The following is a 21,516-nucleotide window of genomic DNA, read 5'->3' as shown; positions in this document are numbered from 1 at the left end:
CGGGGGCCGCCCGGCGGAAGGGGCGCCACTCCCGGGGCCTCGCCCCCGAAGCCCCCCGGAGCCCCCTGGACACCCGCTGAGGCCCGGACCGGAGTCCGGGCGGCGGTACGGGCGCCGGAATGATCACGGCCGCACCCGGTGCACAGGTCCCGGCGGCCGCTTTCTAGGCTGGCCCCCATGCCCGACGAGTCTCCCCTCCTCCGCAGCCTCCGCGCCGCCGTCGCCGCCGCCCCCGAAGACGTCCCCCTGCGGCTCCACTTCGCCGAACTGCTCCTGGCCGAGGGCAGATACGACGAGGCCGTCGGCCAGGCCGCGGCCGCGCTGCAGCACGCACCGGGCGACCCGGCCGCACGGGACCTGATGGCCCGTGCGATGCGGATGCCGGCGCCCACTCCGCCGCCGGCGGACCCGGAACCCCCGAAGACCGGCGCACCCCACGGCCCCGTACAGGACCCGGCACAAGACCCGGCGCGCCCCGACCCGGCCGAGGAGCCGCCGGCCTTCGACTGGGACGCCGCCGAGCAGGAGGTCGCGGACCTCGTCGGCCCCCGCTTCGCCGACCCCGCCCACGACCAGGACCGAGGCGACGCCCTCGCGCACCCGCTGACCTCCGACGGCAGCGGTGACCCCGGCGACGCGCACGCCTGGGACGTCGACGCGCCCGGCGCCGTACGCCTCGCCGACGTCGGCGGCATGCAGGAGGTCAAGGACCGCCTGGAGGCCGCCTTCCTCGCCCCCATGCGCAACCCCGAACTGCGCAGGCTGTACGGCAAGAGCCTGCGCGGCGGCATGCTCCTCTACGGACCGCCCGGATGCGGCAAGACGTTCCTCGCACGGGCCGTCGCGGGCGAACTCGGCGCCGGATTCGTGTCCGTGTCGCTCTCCGACATCCTCGACATGTACATCGGCACGTCGGAGAAGAACATCCACGACATCTTCGAGGCCGCCCGCCGCCAGGCCCCCTGCGTGGTCTTCCTCGACGAACTCGACGCCCTCGGCGCCAAGCGCTCCCGCATGCACCACAGCGGACTGCGCAACGTCGTCAACCAGCTCCTCACCGAACTCGACGGCATCGACGCCGACCGCAACGAGGGCGTCTTCGTGCTCGCCGCCACCAACGTGCCCTGGGACGTCGACCTCGCCCTGCGCCGCCCCGGCCGCCTCGACCGCACCCTCCTCGTCCTGCCGCCCGACGCCCCCGCCCGGGAGGCCATCCTCCGCTACCACCTGCGGGACCGCCCCATCGAATCGGTCGACCTCGGCAAGCTCGTCAAGGCCACCGAGGACTTCTCCGGCGCCGACCTCGCCCACGTCTGCGAGACCGCCGCCGAACACGCCCTCCTCGACTCCGCCCGCACCGGCACCGTCCGCATGATCGGCACCAAGGACCTCCTCGGCGCCGCCCGGCAGATCAAGCCGTCCAGCGAGTCCTGGTTCGCCGCCGCCCGCAACGTCGCCCTGTTCGCCAACGACGGCGGCATGTACGACGACCTCGTCGCCTACCTGAAGAAGAAGCGCAAGCTGTGACGACCCACCCCCAGGACGCGCTGCGGCGGGCGGACGCCCTCTACGACCTCGGACGCTACGAACAGGCCGCCGCGCTCCTCGCCCGACACCTCGCCGGCGAGCCCGACGACGCCACCGCGCTCGTGCTCCTCGCCCGCTGCCGGCACCGCCTCGGCGACGAACAGCAGGCCCTGGCCACCGTCGAACAGGCCCTGCGCTCCGCACCCGACTCGGTGCACGCCTGGATGATCCGCACCCACATCCTGCTCACCCTGCGGCAGTACGAGCAGGCCGAGCAGTCCGCCCGGCGGGCCGTGGAACTCGCCCCGCAGTACTGGGGAAGCCACTACACCCTCGGCACCGTCCTGGACCGCTCCGTCCGCATCGAACGCAAACGCGCCGCCTACGACGCCGCCCGCACGGCCGTCTCCCTGGCACCCGAGGAGGCCGACGCCCACTTCCTCGTCGGACTCACCGCCCACCGCCTCGGCGACCACGCCGTGGCGCAGCAGGCGTACGAGACGGCGCTGCGCCTCGACCCGGACAGCAGCGAGGCCCACAACAACCTCTCGCTGCTCCACCTGCGCCGCCGCTGGTTCCGGCCCGGCGCGTGGACCCGGGCCGCCGAGGGCTTCGTCCAGTCCGCCGCCCTCGACCTGCACGACCGCCAGGCCCGCTACAACCTGGAGACCATGGCCTGGGGCACCGTCGCCGGCTCCCGCTGGGTGGCCCTCGCCGGATTCGTCGCGGCCTCCTTCGCCTCCGCCCACCTGCGCGCGGGCGCCGCCGGCGGCGACGCCCTCGTGACGATCCTGGTGAGCACGGCCGTCTTCCTCGGCGGCTGGGGCGGATGGCTGCTGTGGCTGACCCGGCGCGTACCGCCGCACCTGCGCCGCCCCCTGCTGCTCGTGGCACGCGGCTGCAAGCCGGTCCTCGCCATGGCGGTCGCGGTGGCGGTGCTGGCGCTCCACTCGGTCCTGACCGTGCTGCTGTGGCGGATCGAGGTCTTCGGAGCCTTCGCCTTCCCGTTGTTCTGGGCGGCGGTCATCACCTACTGGGTGAGCCGCGCCGCTCTGCAGCGCCGCGCGCCCAAGCCGTAGCGCTCCGGCACCGCAGCGCCGCGGAACCGCGCCTGGAGGCCGGGGACGGCGGCCTCCAGACGCGGGGACCGGGTGACGGGCGGGGCCCGTCCGAGCGACGGTCAGCCGGCCGCCCGGTACGCCTCCGCCAGCTTGCGCACCGCACCCGCCGGGTCGCCGGTCAGGAGCAGATGGTCCGCCTCGGCGAAGGGCCGGGCCGTGGCCTCGGTGATGCCGTCCTGACCCATCCGTTCCTGGACGATCAGACGGGCCCGGGTGACGAGCCGCCGCGCCTCCGGCGTGTTCCCGCGCCCGGCCTTCTGGAGCGCCTCGGCCGCTACGCCCAGGCCCCGCAGGGCGGGTGCGCCGCCGGCCGGCGGCGGAGCGAGCGTGCCGAGCCCCCAGCCGTACGGGAACTGCGGGTCGTACCGCCGGTCGCCGACGTTGATCGGTAGCTGCGCCTCGGACTTCGGCCAGGTCACCGGGAGTTGACCGGTGAAGGGCCGCTTCCCGTAGAGGACGTCGGCGACGCCGTCGCCCTCCGTGCCCGGCAGCCAGGACGCGACGAGCGCGTCGATCCGCGGCAGCAGGCCGCCGATGAGCTGCGGCCGGCCCGAGACGACCAGGACCGCGCACGGCATCGCGGCACAGACCCGCTCCACCGCGGCCCGGTCGGCGGCGGTCAGCTCCAGGTCGTGGCCGTTGCCGACGTCGCCGAACCCCTCGGCGTACGGCGTCTCGCCGACCACCACCACACCCACGTCGTACCCGTCCGTGGGCGCGGACGCGTCCTTCGAGTACGTGATGCCGGCCTCCGGGGCCGCCCTGCGCATGCCCTCCAGGACGGTGGTGCCGGCCGTCGTACGGCCGGAGGAGCCCTGCCAGCTTATGGTCCACCCGCCGGCCTGGTTGCCGAGGTCGTCGGCGTTGGAACCGGCCACGTACACCTTCTGCGACGGCTTCAGCGGCAGCACCCGGCCCTCGTTCTTCAGCAGCACCTGCGACTTCGCGACGGCCTCGCGCGCCACCGCCCGGTGCTCGGCCGAACCGACCTCCGGCAGGTGCCTGGTGTCCGCGTAGGGCTTCTCGAAGAGCCCGAGGCGGAACTTCTGGGTGAGGATCCGGGACACCGCGTCGTCGATCCGCGCCCGGGGGATCCGGCCCGCCTCCACCTCGGCGGCGAGCGTGCGGGTGAACTCCTGGTAGTTCGTCGGCACCATGATCATGTCGAGGCCGGCGTTCACCGACGTGCGCACGTCGCTCGGGTAGTCGCCGGGGATCTGGTCGATGGCCTGCCAGTCGCTGATGACGAAGCCCTCGAAGCCCATCCGGCCCTTGAGCACACCATTGATCATCTCGGCGTTCGCGTGCATCTTCACCGGGCCGAGCCCGTCACCGAGGACGTCCAGGGACGAGTACGAGGGCATCACCGTGCCCGTACCGCGCCGGACCGCCTCGGCGAACGGAGCGAGATGGACCGCCTCCAGCTCCTGCCGGGTGACCCGGGTGACGCCCTGGTCGATCGTGTACGAGCCGGTGGTCGACGACCCGAACTCCGTGCCGCCGTCGCCGACGAAGTGCTTGGCACTGGTGAGCACCTTGTCGGCGCGGTCCAGATCCCGCCCGTCCCGCGCGCCCTGCATCCCCTCGATGACCGTCTCCATGGCGGTGACCAGAGCGGGGTCCTCGCCGAACGCCTCGTAGGAGCGCCCCCAGCGCTCGTCGCGGGTCACGCACAGGCACGGCGCGAAGTCCCAGGGGACACCCGTGGCCCGCACCTCCTTCGCCGTGACCGCGCCCGTCCGGGCCGCGAGCCCCGGGTCGCGGCCGGCGCCGATGCCGATGTTGTGCGGCATGATCGTCGCCCCGACGACGTTGTTGTGCCCATGGACCGCGTCCACGCCGTAGACCAGCGGGATCTGGAAGCGGGTCGCCCGGGTCCGCACCTGGTAGGCGTCCACCATCCGCGCCCACGCCTCCGCGGTGTTGGGCGTGGGCACGGAGCCGCCGCCGGAGAGCAGCGAGCCGAGGCCGTGACCGGCGATGTCGCCGGGGGACCGCAGCGCGTTGCGCTCGGCCTGCGTCATCTGGCCCACCTTCTCGGCCAGGGACATCCGCCCGAGCAGGTCCGCCACCCGCGCCCGGACCGGCAGCCGCCGGTCGAGGTAGGGCAGTCCGTGCGCGTTCACGACCACGAGCGGCGTCTCGGCCGGAGCCCGGGCGCCTTCGACGGCGAGGACGAGCGGGACCGACTCCGCGGCCTCGGCGGACCGGTCCTCCAGGGTCCGTACGCTGATCGAGCGGGTCGCACCGGAGGGCGTACCGGCGGGGAACACCACGCTGCCCGAGACCGGTGTGTAGTCCTCGCCGGCCTCGGCACCGCCTCCGCCGTCGCCCGTCGCGTACGTCACGGTGACGGGCGCGCCGAGCGGCGCGGACCCGGTCGTGGTCACCGACAGGTCGACGCGGGCGGTGCCGCCCTCGTCGACGGGGTGCACCACCGACCGCGTCACCACCCGCGCGTCCAGGGCCGGCTCGGCCGTGCCGTACAGCTCCACGCCGTCGAGGGCGAACGCCCCGGGCGCGCCGGCCGGCAGGGTGAGGGCGTACCCCCACATGGCGTCGAGCCCGAGCACCTGGTCGATGCCGCCCACCGGCTGGTAGTCGGCCCGGTAACGGAAGTCGGAGAACGGGATCTCGACGAGGTGCCAGCCCTCCCAGTCGTCGGTGAAGGAGGTCGTCCACAGCTCGGACGCCTCGCCGTTCGCCCCGCCGTCCTTGATCTCGAAGTGGATCCGTTTCCCCGAACCGGGCGGGAGCGGCGCCGTGTTCTGCCCGTACCACCAGAAGCGGATGCCCCGGTACGCGGTCCAGTTCTGCGCGGGCCGGTCGAAGGCGAAGTCATGGGTGAAGCCGCCCCAGCCGCTGATGTCGAAACGGCCCTCCAGGACCTTGTCCCCCTCGGGGGCGTCGGACCGCTCCACCAGCTCCAGACGGGGATGGTCGTCGGCGTCGCTGCCCCAGGTGAACAGCCCCTCGGCGGGCGGGGCGGCGAACGGCACCTCTCCCTCGAAGCGGTCCACGGCCCGGGGCGGTGGTTCCTGGCCGGCGGCGGCGCTCGGCAGGGCGCCGGTGAGCAGTCCGGCGAGCACGGCGGTCGCGGCGACGACCGCCGCGCCCGCCGTCCGTCGGTGACGTTGTCGTGGCATGGAGGCTCCTCGGATTCGGGGCAGGGGAGGGGAAGGACGCGTGCGGCGCCCGACCGGGCCGTGCCGGGCGTGTGGTGCCGCACGTGGTACGGGCGCCGCGCGGCCGGCCGCGCAGCTAGGCGGAGTCGCGGACCACGAGCTCCGTGGGCAGCACGAAGGGCTCGTGCGGTATCGGGTCGCCGCCGAGCCCGGCCAGCAGCATCCGGGCGGCGGCCTCGCCCATCGCCCGCATCGGCTGGCGGACGGTGGTCAGTGCCGGCTCGGTGTGCCGCGCCATCGGCAGGTCGTCGAAGCCCACCACCGAGACATCGTCCGGCACCCGGCGACCGGCCGCCCTGAGGGCGCGCAGCGCCCCGGACGCGATGAGGTCGTTGTGCGCGAAGACCGCGTCGATGTCGCGGCCCTCGGCGAGGGCGCGTTCGACGGCCCGCAGCCCGGTGTCCTCGGTGAACTCGCCGTCGACGACGTGCGCGGCGGGCAGCGCCTCCGTGAAGCCGGCGAGCCGCTCGCTCACACAGCCGAACCGGCGCGGCCCGGTGACGACGAGGGGGCGCCGCCGCCCCGTGGCGAGCAGGCGGGCCGCGGCGGAGGCGCCGCCCGCCCGGTTGGTGGTGGCCACCGAGGGGAACTCGGGCTGGTGGCCGTGGTCGTCGACGAGCACCACCGGCATGCCGCGCCGGTGCATCGCCGTGACGGTGTCCAGGATGCCCTCGGGAAGGACGACGAGAAGTCCGTCGAAGGCGCGGGCGGAGACCTGGGTGGCGAAGTGCGCCACCGAACGGGAGCCGCGGTGGCACGTGAACAGCAGCAGCCCGTAACCGGCGGCCTCCACGGTGTCGGCGACACCCTGGAGGACCTCGCCCACCCACGGCCAGGTGAGGGAGGGCGTCAGCACGCCGATCGTCCTGCTGCTGCCGCGCGCCAGGCCGACGGCCCCCGAACTCGGCACGTAACCGAGCACGTCGATCACTTCCCGAACACGGGCGGCCGTGGACGCGTCGACCTCCGTCCCGGTGTTGAGGACCCGTGACACCGTCGTCTTGCTGACCCCCGCCGCACGTGCGACATCGGAGATCGTGACACGCATCGCGAAGCCTCCCGGACGGTTCCGACAACGCTGTCGGAACCGGTTCCGACGCGGTGCCGTGAGTCAACAGCGGCCGATGCCCGCCGTCAAGACTTCACGTCGACCTCGTGTCGCAGAGCAACAACTCCGCGCCTCAAGCGAGTTGTGCCTTCACGACCTGAATGCGCGACCCCTTGACGCGCCTGGTTCAGACCTTTACGTTCGCCGCTCGGAAAGCAGGACGGTCCCCTCACCCCCCACCTCAAGGAGACCCATGCCCCTCTCCCCCCGCGGCCGTCTCGGCGCCGCCCTCGCCGCCGGAGGAGTCCTCTGCTCCGCGCTGGTCGCGCGGCGACCACATGTGGATCTGGCGCGCTCCCTCGGCGGCACCGGCACCATCCGGCACGTGATCAACGACCGGGGCGGCCCCTCGAACTCCGCCACGAACGTCGCCAACCTGGCCGGCTACCCCTAGGACGGCCCGCCGGGGAGGAACGCGGGCCGCAGCGACGGGTCCACCGGATCGTAGTAACGGTGGAAGACGGGCGTCGCGGAGCCGGAGACCGGCGGAACGATCCAGCTCCAGTCGGCCGGGGTGGCCCGGCCGTGACGGCGCTCCTGGGCGATGTGCCGCAGGAACCGCTCGGACTCGGTGTGATGGTCGGCCATCGTCACCCCCGCCTCCTGGAAGGAGTGCAGCACCGCCACGTTGAGCTCCACCAGCGCACGGTCCCGCCAGAGCGTGCGCTCCGACGACCGGTCGAGACCCAGCCGGTCCGCGACCACCGGAAGCAGGTCGTAGCGGTCGGCGTCCGCGAGGTCGCGGGCGCCGATCTCCGTCCCCATGTACCAGCCGTTGAAGGGCGCGGCCGGATACGGCACCCCGCCGATCTCCAGCACCATGTCGCTGATCGCCGGCACCGCGTACCAGCGCAGCCCGAGCTCGGCGAACCACCCGTGGTCCGGATGCCGCAACGGCACCTCCGTCACGGCGTCGTCCGGCAGCTCGTACCACTCCGGCCGCGCCCCCGGGCGCTCCCGCACCATCAACGGGAGCACCTGGAACGGCTCGTCCTCCCGTTTCCAGCCCAGCGCCCGGGCGCGCTCGGTCAGCGTCGCGCCGCGCGGATCGCCGACCCGGCGCCCGTCGGGCGTGCGGTGGCCGGCGTAGCGGACCAACTGGTCGTTGACGATCCGGGGCCCGGGACGCCCCGGCCGGTCCGGTGCGAACACCGAGACCACGGGCCGGATCCGCCCGCCGTTGCCGGCCAGCCGCAGATGCTCGAAGCACTGCGCGGCGACCTCGTCCGGCGACGTCACATGCCGCAGGTCGCGCACCACGAGGCTGCGCCAGTACAGCCTCCCGATGCAGCGCGCCGCGTTGCGCCAGGCGACGCGCGCGCCGAAGGCCAGCTCGGCGGGGGAGTGTTCGTAGGTCCCGGTCCGCTCGATCTCCGCCAGCACCTCGCGGACCCTCCGCTCCACGTCCCCCGCGTGCGGCTGCTCGTGATGGAACTGCCGCACGAACTCCTCCGCCTGCCCCCGGTCCACGACGCCCCCCTGGGGCGGGGGCTGGAAGCGGGGCTGCGGTTGGGGCTCGGACAGGGGCTGCGGGACCGGTGGCATGGGTGCGTACGGGCACGTACCGCTGACGGGGACCGACTTCCGACGACGACTCAGACCGAAGACCAAGGTGTTCCCTCCCTGGCCCTACGACTACCGTACGCATGCGCGTGGGTGTGGAGAGTGTCCGTTCTTCGCCCCGGACGGCCACCGTGCTGCTATGGTGCCCGGCTCCGTACTAGTCGACCGGCTCCACGACGAAGAGAGGGATCTCCCGCTCGGTCCTGCGCTGGTAGTCCGCGTAGTCGGGGAAGGCCGCGACCGCCCGCTCCCACCACACCCGGCGCTCCTCGCCCGTGGCGATCCGGGCCTTCATGTCCTGGACCTTCGGGCCGTCCTGAAGCCTGATCAGCGGCGAGGCCACGAGATTGTGGTACCAGACCGGATGCTTGACCGCGCCGCCGTTGGAGGCGACGAGCGCGTACACACCCTCGTGCTCCACCCGCATCAGCGGCGTCTTGCGGATCTTGCCGCTCTTCGCACCGACACTCGTCACGAGCACCACCGGCAGCCCCCGGATCGTCGTGCCCTTGGTGCCGCCTGACGACTCGTACAGCTCGACCTGATCGCGCACCCACTTCGCCGGGCTCGGCTCGTACACACCTTCAAGGGACATGACCCACCTCCGTGGACAGGGCTGACATCTCCAGGGTCAACGACATCGGCGACGCTATTCCACCAGCGGATTCCCGCGGAACCACCACCGTCCGTGCCGTCCGGAACCAGCCACCCTTTGCCGCCCGCCGCATTCGGCACCTACGCTCCGGCCATGCCGCACCCGCACCCTCACCCGTACCGGTCCGAGCCCAACCTGGGTGAACAGCTTTCGGTCCTCGACCGCCTGAGCGTCCTCCCCTTCCCTCCGGAGGAGAGCAGGCCCGGGGCGTCCGGCCAGTGGGGCGGTCCCGGGTTCCACCTGGCCGTGCTGCGGGAGAGCCAGGACTTCTGGGAGGACCGCAGTACGGAGATCGTGGATGCCGCCGAAGCCGAACTGGACGCGGACTTCGCCGCCCTGACCGCCGTCCTCACGGAACGCTGGGGCGCTCCGGAGACGGTCGACCTCTGGCCGCCCGACCCCGAGCAGGATCCCGATCCCGGGGTGGCGGCGCGGGAACCGCTCGGCTTCCTCTCCGGGGTCGCCGGCAGCGTGCGGGTGTGGCGCCTGCCGGAGTCCGCGCGGTGGGTCGGCCTCGCCCTCGGCCAGGCCGACCCGGAATGGCCGATCCAACTCCTCGCGGCGATCGGCGAAGGCCCCGTGCGACCGATCTGAGTACGCGTGCTCATGCCACCTCCACGGCCGAGCGGCCAGATTGGGCGCATGCCTGACCACAAGCGCGGGAACGGACCGACGACGGGGTCGCGGATCGCGGTCGCCGTGGCACTGCTGCTGATCGACCTGCTGGTCGTCGCCTGGCTCCTGTACGGCTACGGCATCACCGGCTGGGCCGACGCCCACGACCCCGCCAACCCACCCGAGGCCCCGCACCTGGCCCGCCGATCCGCCTGGCTCCTGTCCGCCGGCGCGATCGTCACCGGCGGCGGTCTCCTCCTCCTGCGCCGCTGGACGGCCGGCACCGTCCAACTGGCCGCCCTGGGCGGCGCGGCAGCCCTCTTCGCCTTCCTCGCCGCCCGCTAGGCCGCTGCCTGCCGAACGCCCTGCGCCCGCAGGGCGACCGTCTGCGTGGGACGCGACAGACCGGGCGGGCCCGGCGGTCACGCCGTACGGGCATGGAACTCCAGGGCGGTCAGCAGATGGAGTTCGGCGTCCAGCCAGGGCCGCACCGCCGCTGAGGCGTCCTCGTGCTCGTGCTCGTCGAGGGTCGTCGGTACACGGCGGAGCAGTGCGGCGGCCGTCGTCAGGCCGGTTCGGGCGAGGGTGGTGGCCGCGTCGGCGAGGGCGGCGCGGGTGCCCGGGGGGAGATGGCGGAGGCCGTGGACGGGGACCGCCGACAGGGCGGTGAGGCCGGCCTCCAACGCGGCCGTCAGCGGATCGCGCGGCGTCGGGTGTGTCACCGGGGCCGGCGACGAGACGGTGGCGGGCGGCGGCGCGAGGTCCGGCACCAGGACGCCCTCGCCGGTCAGGACACCGATCGGGTCGAGGACCAGGCTGGCGCCCGAGGCGCGTACGAAGGAGCTGAGGAAACGCGGGCCGCCTCGCTCACCGCGCAGTGCCGAGGCCAGCGCGTCGAGCCCGTCGGGGGAGTACGGGTTGTACGGCGCGGCGACGGTCGCCGCCACCCCGTGCGCGTCCCGCACCGTGGCCCGAAGGACCTGCCGCCCCGGGTCGTAGCCGAGGTCCTCGACCTCGTGCACCGCGACCACCCGCAGCGCGTCGGCCTCGATGCGGGGCCGCACGAAACGCGGAGGCAGCTCCCGCAGCGCGCGGGCGTGCGCGGCGAAGTCCCGTACGAGCAGCGGCTCGGGAAGTTCGGCCCAGGAACCGCCGACCGGGGTGACGCTCGTCGCGGCCAGCCTGCTGCCGCCGACCGTCACCGTGCGCCCCGGCGTGCGCGAGGCCCGCTCGCTGACCAGGTTCCCGGCCGCCACGGCGCCCAGGGTGCTGCCCAGGAGCCGCCGCGCCGCCAGGTCGTGGCCGGTTGGATCCTGCCCTTCCGCGAGCGCCCAACGGCGCCGGAGCACGAGGGCGATGCCCGCACCGCCGTGCGCGAGGAACACCTCCGCCGTCCGGTCGGCCGGCGAGCCGGAGACACGACAGCCCAGCGCGGTGAGCCGGATCCGGCGCAGCGGGGTGTCGCCGCGCTCCCCGGTCCCCAGGACCTGCGCCTCGGCGACCCCGTCGCCCCCGGCACGCCGCCGGGCATCCAGCTCGGCGAGCAGCGCGGCCAGTTCCTCGGCTCGGAATCCGGCGCCGCGCTCGGCGTACTGGTCCACCTGCGCGGCCACGTCCGCGAGCACGCCCGCGGGCCAGTGCAGCGCGGCGGCGGTCAGCTCGTCGCGCACCCGCCGCAGCGCTCCCGCGTACACGGGGCCGGTGTGCGCCGCGCCGTCGAGGAGCAGCTCGGCCGTCAGCGAGACGGCCCGGTCGAGGGCGGCGCCGCCCGCCGTGCCGACGGCGCCACCACCGATGTCCACCTGCCGCGGCGGGTCCTGGCCGTCGAGGTCGAGCGCGGCCCGGAACGCCCACACCGCCAGCGCGATCGCCTCCCCGCGCAGCGCGTCGGAGGCGTCTGTGACGGCGTGCGCCACCCCGTCCCGTACCGGGAAGCGGACCGTGCACGTGGGCAGTTCCGCCACGGCGGCCGGCTCCTCCGGCGAGGGGTGGCACAGCCGGGCGGTGTAGCCGCGGGCCCGCACGCGACGGGCCGCGGCCATCGCGCGGGCGCCCACGGCCGCCGTCAGAGCGGCGTCGTCCGTGCTCCCGGGCGACCAGGGTTGCCACCCCGGCTGGTCGGCCTGTGCCGTCTCCTTCCGGGCCCGCCCCTCGCCCGCACCGTCACCCTCGCCCGTATCCTCGGGCGCGTCTGCGTCCGCCTCCGCGTTCGCCTCCGCGGCGGGCGCGGTGCGCTGGTGGGCGAGGACGAGCCCGAGCACATGCCGGCAGACACCGGCCGCGCCGCAACTGCACGCCCCTTGGTCAAGCCCCGCGCCGGTCGCCAGCGACACGGTCGTGCCGTCCGGGAACACCCCGGCCAGCGAGCCGTCCGGATCGGCGGTGACCGTCGCGCCCGCGCCGGCGTCCAGTTCCTTCAAGGCCCGCTTGACCAGCCCCCGGTTGGTGAGCGCGACGAGCGTGTCGGTGTCGAGGGCGAGCAGATCCGTACGGGTCATCGGCCCAGCCTCTCCGCGACGAATTCCGCCAACTGGCCGGGCGTCATGGCCCCGACGTGGGCGCCCACGTCCGCGAGGCGCTGCGCGAGCTCGCGGTCGTAGGCGGGCCGGGCCTCCTCGTCGAGCGCGGCGAGGCCGAGGACGGTGGTGCCCTGCTCGACCAGCGCCCGGACCCCGCGCACCAACCGGTACGCGTCGCCGCCCTCGTAGAAGTCGCTGACCAGCGCGACGATCGCCCGCCGCGGATTGTCGACGAGCTCCGTCCCGTACGCCACCGCCTTGGCGATGTCCGTACCGCCGCCGAGCTGCACCCGCATCAGCAGCTCGACCGGATCGGTGACGTCGCTGGTCAGATCGACCACCGAGGTGTCGAAGGCGACCAGATGGGTCTTCAGCCCGGGCAGCCCCCACAGGCTCGCGGCGGTGACCGCCGAGTGGATGACCGAGTCCACCATGGAACCGGACTGGTCCACGAGCAGGATCAACTGCCACCGCTCCAGATGCCGGCGGGTACGGGAATGGAAGCGGGGGCGCTCGATGAGCAGCCGCCGTTCGTCCGGGCGGTAGTGGGCGAGGTTGGCGCGGACCGTGCCGCGGAAGTCGAAGTCCCGGGCGAGCGGCAGGCTGCTCGGGCGCCGCGAACGGGTCCCGTGGAACGAACGGCGGACCTCGGGGGCCAGCCGCTCCAACAGCCGCCGCACGACGGCCTCCACGATCCGCCGGGCCAGGCGCAGCACCTCCGGATTCATCAGGTGCTTGGTGCGCAGCACCGCCTTCAGAAGGGTCTGATCCGGCTCCACCCGTTCGAGGACGGCCGGGTCGGTGACGATCTCGTGGATCTCGTACCGCTCGACGGCGTCCCGCTCCAGGCGCTCCACGGTCTCGCGCGGGAACAGCCGGTGGATGTCGTCGAGCCAGTCCACGGGCGTGACCACCGAAGCGCCGTCGCCGCCTTCACGACCGCTTCCGCGACCGCTTCCGCGCACTCCGCGCCGGGCCTGGTCGGCGTCCCGGCCGTAGAGCCAGTCGAGCGCCGCGTCCCGTGCGGCCGCCTGCCCGCCCAGCGATCCCGTCCACCGCTCGGCGGGCGCGCCGAGAATCAGCCGCCACCGCTCCAGCCCGGCCTCGGGCGCAGCGCCCGCGGGGGTCCCCGCTCGGTCGGCGGCCTCGCCGGGCCGGCCGGTGGTCCCGGCGGGCCCGGTCTCCGGCGGTACAGTCCCGGACCCGGTCCCCGACCCCGTCCCGGCCCCGGTCCCCGACCCCGTCCCGGCCCCGGTCCCTCCGGAGGGCGTCGTTCCGGGAGTGCCGTGCGCCGTCATCGGGCGGCTCCCAGGCCGAGTCGGTCGAGCGTGCGTGACACGTGGTCCTCCAGTTCCCGGGCTCGCGCGATGAGCAGGGGGTCGGCGGTGGTGCGGAGCAGGGCGCGGGGCGAGCCGCGCAGTCCGCGCCGTTCGATCAGGTGGGCGGCGATCCGCTCCCGCTCGGCGGGCGGAAAATACGCGAAGGCGTCCCGCAGGGACGGCAGGGCGACGAGGAAGTCGGTCTCGGTCATGACCCCCACCAACTCGTCGAGCACCGCGATCAGGGACCCCGCGTCCCGCTCGCCGGCCGCCGGTTCACCGGCGCCGAGCTCCTCGCGGGCGACCGCGAACAGCCCCGCGAGCCAGTCGCCGAGGACGCGGGGTCCGCCCATGGCCCGTACGGCCGCGGCCAGTTCGGCCGCCGTCGCACCCTCCTCCGCAGCACCCGCCGCCGCCCCCGCCGCGCCGTCGCCCCCAGTCTCACGTCCCGCGCCGTCCCGTCCGCCCAGGACGCGGCACAGGCCGAACGCGGCGCCGCGCAGGTCGGCCGGGGCGCCGGTGTCGCGGCCGACACGACGGAAGACGTCGACCGCCGCCTCCCGGGGGACGGTGAGGAGGGAACCGGCGTGCAGGAGCGCGTCGCGGACCGCGACGAGGGCCCGCAGCCGTTCGCGGTCCGGGCCCGCACCGGCCGGGCCGCCGCCCGCGCCCTCGATCAGCCACAGCACGCGGGTGACGGCGGTGTCGACCGCCGCGCCGAGGAGCACGTCGCCGGCGACCCCGTACACCCGGTCGTGCCGCCACAGGCCGAGGGCCGTGGCGAGCGCGGCGCCCAGGGGGCCGGGCGCGGCGGCCTGGGCGAGGCCCGCGCGCAGCCGGGCGGTCAGCGGGCCGGTCAGCTCGGTCGCCCCGCACACCACCGCGTCGAACAGCGCCTCCGCCAGCCTTCCGCAGTCCGCGCCCGCCGCCTCCATCCGGTCGCCGAGCGCCACCACGGCCGCCTCGTCGAGACGCGCGCCGAAGCCGCCGGCCTCGATCAGCGCCGCCTCGCGGCCCGGCGCCGCGCGCGGCTCCCAGCGCTCCTCGAAGACCGGGTCGGTGCCGTCCGCCGGGCCGGAGACCCGCTCGTGGCCCGGCACGCCGAGCACGCGCAGCCGGTGCAGGACACGGCTGCGCTCCCGGCCGGACGGGTCGGTCAGACGCAGCGTCACCGGGCCGTCGCCGTCCAGTCCAAGGGCCGCGAGCCGCGCCGTCACCTCGCGGACGAGCGGCGGGACGGGCGTGTCCGGATGCAGCCTGCCGACCCGGTCGCCGCCACACGCCGCCACCATCTCGACCACCACCGGATGCGTGCCGGGCCGCAGCGGGCCGCGCCGCGTCCACGGCAGCGGTTCGTCGAGGGCCTCGGTGATCAACGCGCCCGCCAGCCCGTCGAGGAGGTCGAGCCGGGAAGGACCGGGATGCCCGCGCAGGGCCGCCAGGGCGAGTGCCGAGGAGCGGGCGGCGATCAGGGACGCCGTCGACACGGGGTGGCCGCGCGCCCGCAGCCGGTCGGCCACCGTCCGTACGAGCTCCTCGCCCGCCGCGTCCGGGCCCCGCTCCCACAGCCACTGGTGATACGCCGGTGAGGGCATCCCGGACTCGTAGCCGGCGAACGCGTCGAGCTGCCGGAACGAGTAGGGCACGAGGAAGCTGCCGACCGTCGCGCCCTCGGGCGCCTCCGGCACCTCGGGCCAGCCCGCCCCGCCGCCGGTGCCCGTCCCCGGCCCGGGAGCGGGCTCCTCGGCCAGGCGGCGGACGGCCGGGCGGTGGAAGCCGCCCGTGACCACCAGCACCGGGCGGTCCCCGGCGTCCGCGCGGGCCGCGCGGACCCACGCGGCCATGTACTCCTCGCGGACCCGGTCGGCCGCGTCGGCCTCCGTGTCGCCGCGTACCACGTCGAAATACGTCTCCAGACGCTCCGTCAAATCCGGTGCCTCCGGGTCGGCCTCGACCATCCGGTCCCACAGGGCGTCCACCGAATCCACCGAGAAGCGGCGGCACAGCCGCGCGGTCGCCTCCGCGTAGCGCGCCTCGGCGTCCGCGTACCGGTTGGCGCGCCCCTCGAACGCGGGATGCCAGGCGGGCAGGTCGATGAACCGGACCTCCGCCCCCGCCGCACGCCCCGCCGTGAGCGCGACCCACTCGGGCGAGTAGTCGCACAGCGGCGTCCACGAGGTCGCCGCCCGCTCGCCGTCACGGAAGTGGCTGAACACGGCCACCGGCAGCTCGTGGCCGAGCAGCAGCTCACCCAGCCGCCCGTTGAGGTCCGCGGGGCCCTCGACCAGCACGTGCGCGGGCCGAAGCCGTGCGACGGTGCGGGCCACGAGCCGCGCGCAGGCGGGGGAGTGGTGACGCACCCCCAGATACGTGACGGCCATCAGCCCGCCAACAGGTGCCGGGCCGCGTGCAGCGCCTTCCACTGGGCGCCGCGCCGCCCCGCGACCCGCTGCTCCAGATACCGGCGCAGCCGGGCCAGGTCCTCGGGGCTGTCCTTGGCCGCCGTCCCCGCGAGGCAGGTGACGACATCGGCCGCGTCGCCCGGCTCACCGCGCAGGAACCAGCCCCGCACCCCGACCGCGTGGGCGACGGAGACGGCCTCGGCGGTGCTCATGACCGCGGAGAGCCGATCGGCGCCGGCGCCGTCGCGGCCCACCCCGGAACGCAGCTCGCGGAAGGTGGTGACGAGCACTTCGAGCACCTCGCGGTCGGGCGCCACGGCCACCCCCGAACGGCGCAGCAGCGCGGTCGCCTCCGCTTCGACCAGGGCGATCTCCGTGTCGAGGTCGGCGATGGGGAAGACCGTCTCGAAGTTGAAGCGCCGCTTGAGCGCGGCGCTCATCTCGTTGACGCCCCGGTCCCGGGTGTTGGCGGTGGCGATCACGTTGAAGCCCTGGCGGGCGAAGACCATCCCGCCGGGGCCCTCCAGTTCGGGCACCGCCACCACCCGCTCGGACAGCAGCGACAGCAGGGAGTCCTGCACCTCCAGCGGGCAGCGGGTGATCTCCTCGAAGCGGACGAGCCGCCCCTCGGCCATCCCCTTCAGCATCGGAGCCGGCACGAGCGCCCGCTCCGAGGGCCCCTCGGACACCAGCAACGCGTAGTTCCAGGAGTACTTGATGTGGTCCTCGGTGGTGGCCGCCCCGCCCTGCACGACCAGGGTGGAGTCGCCGGAGACGGCCGCCGCGATCAGCTCGGACAGCAGCGACTTGGCGGTGCCCGGCTCCCCGACCAGCATCAGGCCCCGGTTGGTCGCCAGGGTCACCAGCGCCCGTTCCACGAGCGCGGTGTCCCCGACGAACTTCCGGCCGACGCCGGTCTCCTCGTCGCCCACGACGAACCGGCGGGCGGCGCGCAGGCTCAGCGCCCAGCCCGGCGGCCGTGGATCGGTGTCGGCGGCGCGCAGGGCCGCCAGCTCCTCCGCGTACCGGACCTCGGCGGGCGGCCGCTGCACCTGCGTGCCCGGCTGATCCGGCTCGTTCCTTCGCTGCTCCGGCAGGGTGGTCACGAGGTCAGCTCCGTGAGGTCGGCGAGGAGTTCGGAGACGATCACCGGGTCGAGGTCGGTGAACCGCAGCGGGTACGACCGGCTCGCCCAGTGATCGCCCGGCTGCTTGTCGAGCCAGATCGTGTCGAGTTTCTGCTCGGGGAACTCGTCGATCATCCCGACGGCGATGCCCGGGTCCAGCTCGATCACCAGATAGCGCTCCGGCCCCAGGCGGCGGGAGAACCAGCGCTCGACGCCCGCGTCCTGCGGCTCGCCGCGCTCCCAGCCGCGCTTCTGCAGGCCCAGGAGCCGCCCGACGGGCACGGTGACGCCCTCGAAGCGCGTCAGACGCGCACCGGCGGTCTCCTCCTCGGTCGGCATCGGGAACACCGGCCGGCCCAACTGGGGGAACGGCTGCACGATCTCGTAGTCCGCCAACAGCTCCGCCCACCCGTCCAGTGCGTCCGCGAGGTGCAGCGGATGCGGCAGCCTGACCGTGGCCTCGTCCGCGACCGTGACCGTCTCGTCCTCGACGTCCGCGTACGTGCGGTCCTCGGCGATCCGAAAGGCGGTCACCCGGCCTTCGTGCTCCGCCCGCCACACCAGCCGGCGCGCCAGGTGCCACACCAGCGGGTGCTCCACGAACAGCCGTCGGAACTCGGCGCCCGTCCAGGAGCGGCCCTCCACCATGGCCGACTCCAGGCGCCGGACCTGGTCGGCCGCGATGGTCCGGACGTCCTTCTTCAGCGCCAGGAACCGCTTGCGTTCCGCCGTCGCCAGCTCCGTCTCGTCCCGCGCCCCGGGCTTGGGCAGGTCCTTCAGCCGGCTGCCGGCCGCGTCCCGTACGAACGGCCTGAGCTGCTCGTCGAAGCCGACCGTGAACCGGCGGGTGCCGTAGTCGACGACCGTGCTGCCGTCCGCGTCCAGCCCCAGGTCCGGCACCAGCCGGTCCGCGAGCTGCTCGCCCGTCAGACCGAGCTCGGCGGCCACCTCGGCGATCTTCTCCTGGGCACGCTGCTTCAGCGCCTTGAACTTCACCCGCTGGGAGATCCCGTGCAGATGCGTCAGCGCCGTGTCGGTGCCGATGGCGGCGAGCACGTCGAGCCCGTCGACAGCCCGGTGGTGCGCCCCCTCACCGGGCCACGCGCGGATCACCGGGGTGAGCGACCGGACCGTGTCGTCATCGCCGAACCAGCCGAGCGCGTGCAGCGCCCACGCCTCCTTCGGAGGCATGCCGACGATCCGCCACTCCTCGAACAACGCCCAGGCGAACTCCGCCAGCGACTCCGGCGTGCACAGCTCCCGCACCTGTGCCACCCCCGGGTAGGGCGCGCCGGGCCTGGACACGGCCAGCATGGTCAGCACATGGGCGACGGCCGACGCCGGGAGCGCGGCCCCGCCGGCCCGGAGCCGCAATCGCGGCAGCACCCGCGGCTCGGCCCAGGCCACGGGCTTGGGCATCCGGGCGGGCAGCGCGGTCACCAGGGGATCGGTGGAGAGCAGCGCCTCCACGGCCTCGGCCGCCTCCTCCCCGTACTCCTTGGCCGCCCCGCGCACGCTGTCCGCGCCGTGCGCCGAGGCGATCACCCGCAGAGCGCCCTCGGCCGCCGTCCTGGCCGCTCCGGGCGCGCCCACCGCGTCGGGCACCAGCAGCCCGGCCGCCTCGGCCCCGTGCCGGACGAACCAGGCCCGGGCGGTGCGCCCGGCCGTCTTGAGCCGGTGCAGCCAGTCCGCCATCAGCCGCGCCACCTCCGTGTCGAGGAACGGCAGCAGGGCCGACGCCATGTGCGTGGGCTGGCGCGTCGCCATGCGCACGGCGGGCGGGAGCGCCGCCGTCTCATGTGCGGCGATCATCGGCTGGATGACGCTCGCCCCGTTGAACGAGTAGTCCAGGCCCTCCCAGTCGGCGAGCAGCGGCCGCACCACCTCGGCGGGTCCGTAGGTGAACACCCCCAGCGTGTGCCAGTCCTGCAACCGGCCCTTGCGCAACTGGTCGACGATCTTCTCCATGGGCTCGTACGGCTGCCAGCCGGTGACCCACGACTCGGTGGCCGCCCACGCGTCGCGCTCCCCGGGCAGCCACGCGACGCGGGACACGGCCGGCGGGACGAGCCCCTCGACCACCCGCGCCTTCACCGGGGCGCGCCGCACCGTCCACGGCGGGCTGACGAGCAGCGCGGGCAGAGCCTCCGGGGGCGCCTCCTCCACCGCGTCCCGCTCCCGCGTCAGCGGCTCCATCACCTCGGCGATCTCCCGGTCGAGCTCGGGCAGCAGCGCGACGGCCAGCTCCCGGTGGGCGGCCACATGCGCCACCAGCATCCGTCGCGCCATCCCGGCCCGCCCCGCCGCGCCGCCCGCGGCACCGTCCGCCCCGGCGCCGCACGCCCGCGCGAGCAGCCGCAGCGCCCGCACCGGGAAACGCCTGGCCGCGGCCGCCACCTCCGCCCGTACGTGCTTGTCGTCCAGGCGCTCCAGGAGGACCTCGAAGGCGTCGTCACAGGGGAGTTCCGCGAGCGCCGCGGCCATCGCCCTGGTGTCGTCCGTGTCGATGTACGCCTTGTTCAGCTCGCCCGCGAGCAGCGGCGTCATCGCGGTGCCCACGCCGTCGGCCACGGTCGCGACGACCGCCGCGCTCCAGCCGCGCCAACCGAGGTCGGCCCGCCCGTCGTACAGCGCGACCTGGGAGGCCGTGCCCAGCGAGCACAGCAGCAGCTCCCGTACCGGTGCGTCCTGATGCTCCCGGACGGACCGATCGGCACAGCACTCGTCCACCCAGTGCCGCTCACCCGGGACCAGATAGGAGACGGCGGCCTTGCGGCGGGGGCTCGTGCGGTGGCCGGCGAGGGCCGCGACGGCCGCCGCGTACGTCTCCTCGTCCGCCACGGCCAGCAGCGCGCGGACCCGGTCGAGGGCGTCGAAGGTGGTGGGCCGCTGCCACGCGCCGGAGTGCTCCGGCATCACCTGGATGCCGTCGACCGCATTCCGGCCGCCGGGCCGCTGGATCCAGCGCCGTCGGCACTCCTGCGCCTCCACGGCGGCACGCGCGGCGAACGGCAGCCCGAAGGCGGCCACCCAGGCGTCCGCGACCTGCCCGAGGTCGGCGTCCGGCAGCAGCACGGCGACGGCCGCCGCGCCGACCGGGTCGGGCCGGCCCTCCTCGTAGGCGCGGGCCGCGGCGACCAGAGCGGCGTCGCTCTTCGTCGAGTCCAGCGACCGGTCGACGGCCTTGGTGAACTGCCGCCGCCACTCCGCCAGTCGCGCGACCGGATCCACCCCGCCCGCGCCGACCGGACGCACCGTCACCGGCGTCCCTCCGCGCCGCGGCCGGAGGTTCCGCTTCCACGCCGCCGGCAGCACGAACGCGTCCTCGTCCGGCCGCCCGTGCGGCTCGTCGGACCGCTTCGCGGGCACGGCCGCGGGCGCGGCGACGGCGACCGGGGGAGCGACGCGCGCGGTCTCGCCGACGAGCGCGTACCCCTTGCGCTCCTTCTCGCCTATGGTCTTGAGCAGGTACGACTCCGCGGCGTCGGACGTCGGGAACTCCTTGACCCGTGTCTGCCCGGACGTACCGACCCGCCCGAAACAGACCGTCACCGACGTGCCGTCGACACCGGCTTCCCAGAACTTCGCCGAGCCGCCCCCGACATACTCCCAGCGCCGCACGGGCCCCTCCCCTTCTGCACGAGATCAGTTGTCCGCACAGTAACGAGGCCCACTGACAACGCCTCTCCGAGGCCCTCCCACGGCCTCCTGACCCGGCCCTCCCGGCGGCCCCCGGCGGGGCTCAGAGGCGCCGCAGCCAGTCGCCGTACCAGGCGCGGAAGTCTGCGAAGGCCGGCGTGAATCCTCCCCAGTCCGGATCGAGCCGCCAGATCTCGCCCGCGCGCGGCCCGTTGAGGACCAGCCTCATGAAGATGCCGCAGCCTTCTTCCGCCAGCATCAGCGTGCCGGCGGTCAGTTCACCGGTCGGCGCCCCGAGCCGGCCCGGCCGGGGCTCGGTGAGCGGGAACGGCGCGGCGAGCCGCCCGGGAAGGCGGTCCTCCCGCCATTCGTCGTCCACGGCCCAGTCCTCGTCCGCCTCCGGGCGCGGCCTGGTCAGCGGCATCAACCCGTGAGCGGGCCCGGCGGGACCGTCGCCCACCCGCGTGACGAAGGACCGGTACGCGAGGGGCAATGGGATCCCGTGGGTCTCCTCGAACGCCGTGACCTCAGCCTCCGGCAGTGCGGCCCGCAGCTCGTACCGGTGGGTGTCCGCACCGAACCGCTCCCGCCGAGGGTCCCGCGCGGCCATCTCGCTCACGCGGGCGCGCACGCCGCCCGGATCCCAGATCTCCATGGGGCCACCGTAACCGCGACGCGGCACCGGCGTGAGTCCGCCCCCATCGGCGCTGACCTGTGACAACGGCTCTGCCCGATGG

15 protein-coding genes are annotated in these 21,516 nt (G+C 74.7%); 5 read left to right on the top strand and 10 right to left on the bottom strand.

Translation table 11 applies throughout. The features are described 5' to 3' along the window. Nucleotides 1-177 precede the first annotated feature (177 nt). Both ABZ135_RS13420 and ABZ135_RS13415 read left to right on the top strand, forming a co-directional pair. Entirely contained in the window at nucleotides 178-1,527 is a 1,350-nt protein-coding gene (locus ABZ135_RS13420) for a tetratricopeptide repeat protein (protein WP_356695018.1), read from the top strand. Further along, complete coding sequence (locus ABZ135_RS13415) at nucleotides 1,524-2,606, top strand: tetratricopeptide repeat protein (protein ID WP_356695016.1); 1,083 nt, start codon at nucleotides 1,524-1,526, stop codon at nucleotides 2,604-2,606. The genes ABZ135_RS13420 and ABZ135_RS13415 overlap by 4 nt, the downstream gene beginning before the upstream one ends. A gap of 101 nt (nucleotides 2,607-2,707) precedes the next feature. Here the strand turns inward: ABZ135_RS13415 and ABZ135_RS13410 are convergent, their stop codons facing one another. Together ABZ135_RS13410 and ABZ135_RS13405 are read right to left on the bottom strand one after the other, a co-directional pair. Continuing rightward, nucleotides 2,708-5,794, bottom strand: a complete 3,087-nt coding sequence (locus ABZ135_RS13410) for a glycoside hydrolase family 3 N-terminal domain-containing protein (RefSeq protein ID WP_356695014.1) — start codon at nucleotides 5,792-5,794, stop codon at nucleotides 2,708-2,710. 115 nt (nucleotides 5,795-5,909) lie between these two features. Further along, nucleotides 5,910-6,881 (bottom strand): LacI family DNA-binding transcriptional regulator, encoded by a 972-nt coding sequence (locus ABZ135_RS13405; protein ID WP_356695012.1) that lies wholly within the window; start codon nucleotides 6,879-6,881, stop codon nucleotides 5,910-5,912. Between the two features lie 253 nt (nucleotides 6,882-7,134). Here ABZ135_RS13405 and ABZ135_RS13400 point away from each other — a divergent pair, with 253 nt between their 5' ends. Further along, nucleotides 7,135-7,335 (top strand): hypothetical protein, encoded by a 201-nt coding sequence (locus tag ABZ135_RS13400; RefSeq protein ID WP_356695010.1) that lies wholly within the window; start codon nucleotides 7,135-7,137, stop codon nucleotides 7,333-7,335. On the opposite strand, the gene ABZ135_RS13395 is transcribed toward ABZ135_RS13400, so the two are convergent. Both ABZ135_RS13395 and ABZ135_RS13390 read right to left on the bottom strand, forming a co-directional pair. Then, entirely contained in the window at nucleotides 7,332-8,486 is a 1,155-nt protein-coding gene (locus ABZ135_RS13395; protein WP_356695008.1) for a nitric oxide synthase oxygenase, read from the bottom strand. The two genes, ABZ135_RS13400 and ABZ135_RS13395, sit on opposite strands and share 4 nt — an antisense overlap. Before the next feature lie 175 nt (nucleotides 8,487-8,661). Continuing rightward, entirely contained in the window at nucleotides 8,662-9,099 is a 438-nt protein-coding gene (locus ABZ135_RS13390; protein ID WP_356695006.1) for a nitroreductase family deazaflavin-dependent oxidoreductase, read from the bottom strand. Between the two features lie 153 nt (nucleotides 9,100-9,252). On the opposite strand from ABZ135_RS13390, the gene ABZ135_RS13385 reads away from it, so the two are divergent. Beyond that, nucleotides 9,253-9,753 (top strand): hypothetical protein, encoded by a 501-nt coding sequence (locus ABZ135_RS13385; RefSeq protein ID WP_356695004.1) that lies wholly within the window; start codon nucleotides 9,253-9,255, stop codon nucleotides 9,751-9,753. Nucleotides 9,754-9,801: 48 nt separating this feature from the next. Further along, nucleotides 9,802-10,119, top strand: a complete 318-nt coding sequence (locus ABZ135_RS13380; protein ID WP_356695002.1) for a hypothetical protein — start codon at nucleotides 9,802-9,804, stop codon at nucleotides 10,117-10,119. 77 nt (nucleotides 10,120-10,196) lie between these two features. Here ABZ135_RS13380 and ABZ135_RS13375 read toward each other — a convergent pair whose 3' ends face one another. The 6 genes from ABZ135_RS13375 to ABZ135_RS13350 all read right to left on the bottom strand — a co-directional run bounded on the left by ABZ135_RS13375 (nucleotide 10,197) and on the right by ABZ135_RS13350 (nucleotide 21,434). Continuing rightward, a complete protein-coding gene (locus ABZ135_RS13375; protein ID WP_356695000.1) occupies nucleotides 10,197-12,272 on the bottom strand; it encodes a hypothetical protein in 2,076 nt (691 codons plus the stop codon). After that, entirely contained in the window at nucleotides 12,269-13,591 is a 1,323-nt protein-coding gene (locus ABZ135_RS13370; RefSeq protein ID WP_356694998.1) for a VWA domain-containing protein, read from the bottom strand. Before ABZ135_RS13370 ends, ABZ135_RS13375 begins: the two co-directional genes overlap by 4 nt. After that, entirely contained in the window at nucleotides 13,588-15,993 is a 2,406-nt protein-coding gene (locus ABZ135_RS13365) for a DUF5682 family protein (protein ID WP_356694996.1), read from the bottom strand. Before ABZ135_RS13365 ends, ABZ135_RS13370 begins: the two co-directional genes overlap by 4 nt. Then, nucleotides 15,993-17,111 carry an AAA family ATPase gene (locus tag ABZ135_RS13360; RefSeq protein WP_356695049.1) on the bottom strand — a complete coding sequence of 373 codons (1,119 nt, stop codon included), beginning with the start codon at nucleotides 17,109-17,111 and terminating at the stop codon, nucleotides 15,993-15,995. The genes ABZ135_RS13365 and ABZ135_RS13360 overlap by 1 nt, the downstream gene beginning before the upstream one ends. 5 nt (nucleotides 17,112-17,116) lie before the next feature. Further along, entirely contained in the window at nucleotides 17,117-20,761 is a 3,645-nt protein-coding gene (locus tag ABZ135_RS13355; protein ID WP_356694994.1) for a DUF4132 domain-containing protein, read from the bottom strand. 121 nt (nucleotides 20,762-20,882) lie between these two features. Continuing rightward, the gene (locus tag ABZ135_RS13350; RefSeq protein WP_356694992.1) at nucleotides 20,883-21,434 is read right to left on the bottom strand and encodes an SMI1/KNR4 family protein; all 552 of its coding nucleotides are present in this window, start codon (nucleotides 21,432-21,434) and stop codon (nucleotides 20,883-20,885) included. Nucleotides 21,435-21,516 lie beyond the last annotated feature (82 nt).

The organism is Streptomyces sp. NPDC006339, assembly GCF_040612775.1.
GTDB lineage: Bacteria > Actinomycetota > Actinomycetes > Streptomycetales > Streptomycetaceae > Streptomyces.
The sequence above is the reverse complement of the archived record's forward strand: the minus strand, read 5'-3'. Positions and strand labels throughout refer to the sequence as shown.

Bases quoted from the DNA above. Each gene is read 5' to 3' on its own strand.
- ABZ135_RS13420 (WP_356695018.1), top strand. From the start codon at position 178: ATGCCCGACGAGTCTCCCCTCCTCCGCAGCCTCCGCGCCGCCGTCGCC.
- ABZ135_RS13410 (WP_356695014.1), bottom strand. From the start codon at position 5,794: ATGCCACGACAACGTCACCGACGGACGGCGGGCGCGGCGGTCGTCGCC.
- ABZ135_RS13405 (WP_356695012.1), bottom strand. From the start codon at position 6,881: ATGCGTGTCACGATCTCCGATGTCGCACGTGCGGCGGGGGTCAGCAAG.
- ABZ135_RS13400 (WP_356695010.1), top strand. From the start codon at position 7,135: ATGCCCCTCTCCCCCCGCGGCCGTCTCGGCGCCGCCCTCGCCGCCGGA.
- ABZ135_RS13395 (WP_356695008.1), bottom strand. From the start codon at position 8,486: ATGCCACCGGTCCCGCAGCCCCTGTCCGAGCCCCAACCGCAGCCCCGC.
- ABZ135_RS13390 (WP_356695006.1), bottom strand. From the start codon at position 9,099: ATGTCCCTTGAAGGTGTGTACGAGCCGAGCCCGGCGAAGTGGGTGCGC.
- ABZ135_RS13385 (WP_356695004.1), top strand. From the start codon at position 9,253: ATGCCGCACCCGCACCCTCACCCGTACCGGTCCGAGCCCAACCTGGGT.
- ABZ135_RS13380 (WP_356695002.1), top strand. From the start codon at position 9,802: ATGCCTGACCACAAGCGCGGGAACGGACCGACGACGGGGTCGCGGATC.
- ABZ135_RS13375 (WP_356695000.1), bottom strand. From the start codon at position 12,272: ATGACCCGTACGGATCTGCTCGCCCTCGACACCGACACGCTCGTCGCG.
- ABZ135_RS13370 (WP_356694998.1), bottom strand. From the start codon at position 13,591: ATGACGGCGCACGGCACTCCCGGAACGACGCCCTCCGGAGGGACCGGG.
- ABZ135_RS13365 (WP_356694996.1), bottom strand. From the start codon at position 15,993: ATGGCCGTCACGTATCTGGGGGTGCGTCACCACTCCCCCGCCTGCGCG.
- ABZ135_RS13350 (WP_356694992.1), bottom strand. From the start codon at position 21,434: ATGGAGATCTGGGATCCGGGCGGCGTGCGCGCCCGCGTGAGCGAGATG.